This is a genomic window from Paracoccus marinaquae, assembly GCF_018860165.1.
Classification (GTDB): domain Bacteria; phylum Pseudomonadota; class Alphaproteobacteria; order Rhodobacterales; family Rhodobacteraceae; genus Paracoccus; species Paracoccus marinaquae.
In genome coordinates, this window is record NZ_JAHKNG010000079.1 from 1 (window position 1) to 5860 (window position 5860).

General features: G+C 64.0%; 8 protein-coding genes. 2 read left to right on the forward strand and 6 right to left on the reverse strand.

Features of this window, described 5'->3' with window-relative positions; translation table 11 throughout:
* Both KNW02_RS19875 and istA read right to left on the reverse strand, forming a co-directional pair.
* A partial coding sequence (locus KNW02_RS19875; protein WP_252734148.1) for an ATP-binding protein occupies nucleotides 1-271 on the reverse strand: 271 nt, incomplete at its 3' end.
* Nucleotides 268-1785, reverse strand: coding sequence for an IS21 family transposase (istA, locus tag KNW02_RS19880; RefSeq protein WP_431356778.1), 1518 nt, complete (start codon nucleotides 1783-1785; stop codon nucleotides 268-270). The genes istA and KNW02_RS19875, both read right to left, overlap by 4 nt.
* 169 nt (nucleotides 1786-1954) lie before the next feature.
* On the opposite strand from istA, the gene KNW02_RS19885 reads away from it, so the two are divergent.
* Nucleotides 1955-2296, forward strand: a complete 342-nt coding sequence (locus KNW02_RS19885; protein ID WP_216034924.1) for a 5-methylcytosine-specific restriction endonuclease subunit McrB — start codon at nucleotides 1955-1957, stop codon at nucleotides 2294-2296.
* On the forward strand, nucleotides 2296-3375 hold the full coding sequence (mcrC, locus tag KNW02_RS19890; protein ID WP_216034925.1) for a 5-methylcytosine-specific restriction endonuclease system specificity protein McrC: 1080 nt from the start codon (nucleotides 2296-2298) through the stop codon (nucleotides 3373-3375). Before KNW02_RS19885 ends, mcrC begins: the two co-directional genes overlap by 1 nt.
* Before the next feature lie 236 nt (nucleotides 3376-3611).
* On the opposite strand, the gene KNW02_RS19895 is transcribed toward mcrC, so the two are convergent.
* The 4 genes from KNW02_RS19895 to KNW02_RS21025 form a co-directional block, all read right to left on the reverse strand.
* The gene (locus tag KNW02_RS19895) at nucleotides 3612-4007 is read right to left on the reverse strand and encodes a (R)-mandelonitrile lyase (protein WP_216034926.1); all 396 of its coding nucleotides are present in this window, start codon (nucleotides 4005-4007) and stop codon (nucleotides 3612-3614) included.
* Between the two features lie 50 nt (nucleotides 4008-4057).
* Nucleotides 4058-4819, reverse strand: coding sequence for a carboxymuconolactone decarboxylase family protein (locus KNW02_RS19900; protein WP_216034927.1), 762 nt, complete (start codon nucleotides 4817-4819; stop codon nucleotides 4058-4060).
* Nucleotides 4820-4897: 78 nt separating this feature from the next.
* Nucleotides 4898-5353, reverse strand: a complete 456-nt coding sequence (locus KNW02_RS19905; protein ID WP_216034928.1) for a (R)-mandelonitrile lyase — start codon at nucleotides 5351-5353, stop codon at nucleotides 4898-4900.
* A 69-nt stretch (nucleotides 5354-5422) separates the two neighbouring features.
* Nucleotides 5423-5860: alpha/beta hydrolase (locus tag KNW02_RS21025; protein WP_252734149.1), on the reverse strand; the 438-nt coding region annotated here is incomplete at its 5' end.

The following is a 5860-nucleotide window of genomic DNA, read 5'->3' on the forward strand; positions in this document are numbered from 1 at the left end:
CTTTGGAGATCATCGGGACGGCCACGAAGTCGAAGTTGTCGATGGTCTTCCCGGGCGGCAGATGGGCTTCGGCCAGATGTCTTGCCGTCCTGCGATGGACACGTTCGGCCAGTTCGTGTTCGGCGATTGCAGAGAGGAAGCGCGCGGCGGGCCAGCCCTCCTTGTCCGCCTGCCGCGCGAACTCGGGCCAGAGGGTCTTGATGGTGGGCAATCTCAGCTCGTTCAGCATGATGCCGAGGCGGGCTTCATCGACGCTGTGATCGTTCTTCATGCGCGTGCTCCTGCCATGGCCGCGGTCCTGACAAGCGCCTCGTAGCTTCCCAGCGAGACCGGCCGCACCGAGACGACCGGCAATTCGGCCGGGTCCGGGGCGAACTTCCTTCGCAAGGCAGCAATGTCCGGGAGGGTGTCGGTCCCCAGAACACGGGCGAGTTCACCGGCCAGTTCCCCCTCACAGCCGCGGTCATGGGCAAGTGCAAGCAGTTCGACCGTGATCTTGCAGGCCTGCCGATCGGACAGTCGCTCGCAGAGCAGATCAAAGGCCCGCCGGTATTCCTGCCGGGGAAAGAGCTTGTCGCGATAGACCAGCCCCAGAAGCGCCATGGGCTTCTTGCGCAGTGAATGGATGACATGGTGGTAATTCACGACCTGGTCATGCTTGCCGTTGGCCTGCGCGCGGCCTCTGGGCAGCGTCAGCAGCTGCGTGCCGCCGATGAAGACCTCAAGGCGGTCATCGAACAGGCGCACGCGCAGCCTGTGGCCGATCAGACGGGAGGGGACGGTGTAGAACACCTTGCGCAAGGTGAAGCCGCCGGTCGAGGAGACGGTGACGATCACCTCCTCGAAGTCGGTGCTGCGGCGCGCCGGCAGTCCCTGCAAATGGGGCCGTTCCGCCGCAATACGTTTGCCATGGGCCGCGTTCCGGCGGCCGGTGATCTCGTCGATGAAGGCCCGGTAGCTGCCAAGATCGTCGAAGTCGGAACTGCCGCGCATCAGCAGCGCGTCCCGGATCGCGCTCTTGAGATGGCCGTGGGCGCTTTCGATCGAACCGTTCTCATGCGCCACACCCTTGTTATTGCGGGTCGGCTTCATCCGGTAATGGGCGCACAGCGCTTCGTAACGTGTCGTCAGGTCCGCCCGCGCGTCGCTGTCAAGATTGCGGAAAGCCGCCGACAGGCTGTCGCTGCGATGATAATGCGGCGCAGCCCCCACCGACCACAACGCATTCTGAAGCCCCTCCGCCAGGGCGACGAAGCTCTCCCCGCCGAGGATGACATGGGCATGCTCGAACCCTGACCACGGCAGGCGGAAGTGGTAGAGCAGATGATCCAGAGCCTGGCCCCCAATGGTTACGCCGATCGGCCCCATGTCGGTAAAATCCGACAGGCCGAGCCGACCGGGCTCGTGAACCTGCCGGAAGATCACCTCCTGATCTTCCCCATGCTGAGCCCGCCAGGCACGGATCCGGCGCTCCAGCGTCCGGCGAATGCCCGGGGACAGTTCAGGGTGGCGGCGCAACATCTCCTCGTAAACAGCCACCGGACGGATGCCCGGCGCAGATTGCAACAAGGGGACAACCTCGGCATCGAAGATGCGCTCCAGCGGGTCTGGCCGCCGCCGTTCCCGAGACAGCGTCTTCTGCGACGGCAATTGCGGATCCTGCACGATACGATAGCCCGTCGCCCGGCTCATCCCGGCCTTGGCCGCGGCCGTCTCGATGGGGTGGTCTTGTCTCAACTTCATGAAAAGTCTCATCTGATGATCGGTTACATGGCGCCCCGGCACAAAGGTGGGTCTCCCTTCCTGGAAACCACCAGTGTAGCGGGCCGGCCGCGATCACAGACCCCGTAACCGGGCGAAGCGGCGGGTGTGTGCCTCCGGTCGGGCTACGCCCTCCCTCCGACACACACCCGCCGCACCGTCTCATCCTGATTGACGCAGAATCTCATCCTGATTGTCGCGCGGCAGGCGGCGCTTCGCCTTCATCTCGCTCGAGCCCATGCTGAACGATTCCTGGGCCGCATGGTGCGCGGATCGCGGGCTCGACAGCGACATGGTGGATCTGATCCGGGCGCGCATGACGGCGCTGAACGACGAGATATCCGGCGACAGGACTCTAGGTCAGCAGTTCCGCGTCGGCCACTCCTACATCACGCCAACCGAGCCGCTGGCCGATCCGAAGGGCTGGTTCAACGACGTGATAGAAACGGAGATCGGACCGCTGCTCGACGAATACTGGTTTGATGCGCCCGAGAGGGCTGCCGGAGCAAAGGCGCGGCTGCGCGACGGGCTCTGATGGCCTCCGAGATTCCGCTTCGCAACATCTGGATCTTGTTTCTCTATGCCGCCGATCTCGTTCAACTCCAGGGTCGATTCGAGCGCGATGTCGAGCAGGCCCAGGACTTGCCGGATCTCATCGGCCGCCTGATGGCCCACGTGGTCGAAGATCGACTTCACCGCAACTTGAGCCGTGGCTACCAGGCGCGGACAGCAGTTCTGCCGCGTGTACGCGGTCGCATCGACATGCTGGCGACAGAGGCGGGCCAGCTCATGGAGCGCGGTCAGATCGCCTGCCGGTTCGAAGAGCATGTCATGGACACGCCGCGAAACAGGCTGGTTCGCGCTGCGCTTGAACGTCTCTCTGCCCGAGTCTCCGTCCGGGAGACCGGACATCGTTGTCGCAGCCTCGCGGCGGATTTCGCGCGCGCGGGCGTCTCGGCGCGCAGGCCCTCTCGCGCCGAACTGGCGACCGACCAGATAGGCAGGAACGAGAATGCGGACAGGATGATGGTGGCACTTGCCCGGATGGTCTTCGATGGGACGATACCGACCGAAACCAAAGGGGCCTCGCTACAGCCCGGTGATGAGACGACCGAGCACCTGATCCGCCGTCTCTTCGAACGCGCCATCGGCAATGCGCTCCGTATAGCCCTGAAGCCAGAGGGGTGGTCCATTGCCCAGGGGCGACGCCTCGCTTGGCCTGTGTCCGGCACAACCCCAGGCCTGTCCGCGATCCTTCCTGGCATGCAGACCGACATCGAACTGACCCATCCCGAAACCGAACGTCACGTGGTCATCGACACCAAGTTCACCCGAATTCTGACCAGATCGAACCACAGGGACGAAATCTTGCGAAGCGGGTATCTATACCAGATGTATGCATATTTGCGTACACAGGAACACATGGAGCAGCCTCCCAGTCTGACCTCGGAAGGAATTCTGCTCCATCCGCAAGTTGGCGGCAGCGTTGACGAAACCCTGGTTATTCAAGGACACCCCATTTCGTTTAGAACGATAGACCTGACCGCGCCCACAACAGAGTTTGCTTCGCATTTGCACAAGACTGCTACTGCGCAAGCGCGGATCGGAATTTGACGGCCCACTCCTGCCGTTCATAAAAGTCGCCTTCGATGCGGAGCAGCCTCGCCAGACCGGCCATTCGCCGTGGTTGCAAAGCCGAGGCATAGGCGAACTCACGCTTGGAGTTACTGGACGTTCGGCGATGGCGTCTCAAAGCAAACCGTCGCTCACGTCCACGTTCCGGAGCGCCGGAACTCGGCCTTGCAGCCATCGCCGCGCTGCCACCACAATATGCGGCAGCGCGGTTGCCTTCAGCCAGAATAGTCCGCGTCCGAGACCTTCTCCAGCCAGGTCACCGGCGTGCCATCAATGCTCTCCTGAATGGCGATATGCGACATGGCGGTATCGGGCGATGCGCCGTGCCAGTGCTTCTCCTCGGCGGGGAAGAAGACCACGTCGCCGGTTGTGACCTCTTCGATCGGGTCGCCTTCGCGCTGCACCCGGCCGCGGCCGAAGGTGATGATGATGGTCTGCCCCGCCGGGTGGGTGTGCCACGCGGTGCGGGCGCCGGGCTCGAAGGTGACATGGGCACCGCTGGTGCGGCCCGGGGCGTCGGCTTGGAACATGGGGTCGATCCGCACGGTTCCGGTGAAATAGTCCTCGGGACCGGGGGCGGAGGGCGTGCTGCCAGCTCGGATGATCTTCATGGAATGTCTCCGTTGGTGAGGCGGCGGGGCCGGGGCCGCGCCGCAGGATTTCAGTCTGCGCGGCTCTCGAACACCTGCCGCGCCACGGGCATCGCCGAGAACACCTTGGGCCAGCCCGCATAGAAGGCAAGATGCGAGAGCATCGCGCCTGCCTCGTCCTGCGTCAGCCCGTTGTCCATCGCGCGGTTCAGGTGAAAGGTCATCTGCTCGGGTTGACCGGCGGTGATCAGTGCCGCGACGGTGACCATGCTGCGGTCGCGGGGCGCAAGGGCCGGGCGTAGCCAGAGGTCGTTGAACAGCAGCTCGCGCGTGCTGTCGACGACGCCGGGGCTGACGGCGGCGAAATTTGACTGAACAGTCTCTTCCCGCGCGGCTTCGGCCTCTTCGTCCAGCGGCAGGAGATCAGGGGCGAGAGCGGGCAGGTCTTCAGCGGTCACGCCGCGCGCGTCATAGACCGGGGCCATGGCCTCGGCGGCTGCGATGGCGTTGCCCCAGCCGGTGTAGAACGCGAGATGGGTGATGGTTTCCGACAGTTCCGCCGGGGTCACGCCCGCGTCGAGTGCCAGTTCGGTGTGAGGGCCGAGCGTGTCCGCCTCTTGGCGTGTGACCAGCGCCGCGAAGGTAACGAGCGCGCGGTCGCGCATCGAGAGCGTCTCATCGGTCCAGACCGAGCCGAAGAGGTCTTCGGTAGCATAGGCGGCGAGCGCCGGAGCCACCGCATTGGCGGCGGCAGGAAGGGTCCGGGCAATGTCCTGCGCCGAGGCGGTGGTGCTGGCGAGAGCGAAGGCGGAGGCAATGATCTGGGTTTTCATGGGAGCATCCTTAGTATCGGTGACTTGGCGAAGTGACGGGGACCGGTCATACCGGTCTCCCGTTGCAGGCATTCGGTCTCAGCTGCCGTAGTCCTCGTCGGACACCAACTCGCCCCATGTCACCGCGGAGCCGTCCTGAACCGCCTGAACCGCGTAGTGGGTTACAGAGGTTCCTGCGGTTGCGCCGTGCCAATGGTTCACGCCCGCCGGGGCGAACACCACATCGCCGGTGCGCATCACCTGTTTGTCCTCGCCTTCTTCTTGGTACCAGCCGGTCACTGCGGTCACGACGAGATATTGGCCCGCCGGATGCGTGTGCCACGCCGATCGGGCGCCGGGCAGGAAGGTCACTTCACCTGCGCTGACATCGTTCATCTCGGGGCCGAAGACCGGCGCGACGAAGACCGTGCCGGTGAAGGTCTCGGGGCTGCCGATCTGGCCGCCCCGCTCCAGAGGTGTGGTCTGCGTCATCTGCTGGGCGAAAGCTGCGGGGGCGGTGAGGCTCAGTGCAAGCGCGGCGAGGGTCATCTTCATTGGGGCGTCTCCATGATTGGGAAAGGGGCGATGAGACCTGCCCCCGAATTCGAGGGCAGGCCCGGGGATTCACGCGAGGTGGCCTTCGAAAAACGCCTGAAGGCGGTCGAAGGGGATGATGTTCTTCCGGTCGTAGAGATCGCAGTGATCCGCGCCGTCGATGATCACCAGTTCCTTGGGGTCGCGTGCCGCGGCATAGGCGTCTTCGCTGAAATAGCGGGAATGCGCCTCGGACCCGGCGATGATCAGCGCCGGACGCGGCGAGATCTCGTGGATGTAGGTGAGCTGCGGCATGTTCATGAAGGACATGGCCGAGGTCACGTTCCAGCCGCCGTTCGAGTTCAGCGAGCGCGGGTGATAGCCGCGGTCGGTTTTGTAGTAGTGTTGATTGCCACTGAGAATTGACCCGGCAACCGCCAAAATTGTCATTGAGAATTGACCCATGTGCAACCCTGCCTCGGCTTGAAGCAGCTGGAGGCATACGGAGTGATCGACATGGGATTTTTG